1 pseudogene is annotated in these 304 nt (G+C 26.0%); it reads left to right on the top strand.

Annotated features, from left to right (window positions below):
* Positions 1–80: 80 nt before the first annotated feature.
* Positions 81–304, top strand: a pseudogene (locus CQA75_RS09470) (tRNA 2-selenouridine synthase); the annotation flags it as partial.

Below are 304 nucleotides of genomic sequence, written 5' to 3'. Positions count from 1 at the left end.
AAGAAGAAAAAGAATTAGAAATTCTTTCAAAAAATTATGGTGGACTTTATATTTTTGATAGAAAAGCAAGGGAAGAGATATTGCAAAGAGAAAAAGAAAGAGATAAATATATGGATGATTTTTTTAAAACACATGAATATTTTACAGTATCAGACTTAGAAGTATTGAATAAAATTTTACCTCAAGTCCTTTCTAATGGTTGTAAATATTATCGTAGTGATTATAGATATAAAGGCGAAGCTAATTTCGGTTTCAAAGACAAACCCGAATTTGCTTATTATGAAGATAAACTTAAAGAATACAT

It is taken from the genome of Campylobacter taeniopygiae (assembly GCF_005406225.1).
Classification (GTDB): domain Bacteria; phylum Campylobacterota; class Campylobacteria; order Campylobacterales; family Campylobacteraceae; genus Campylobacter_D; species Campylobacter_D taeniopygiae.
This window is presented reverse-complemented; position numbering and strand designations above follow the sequence as displayed.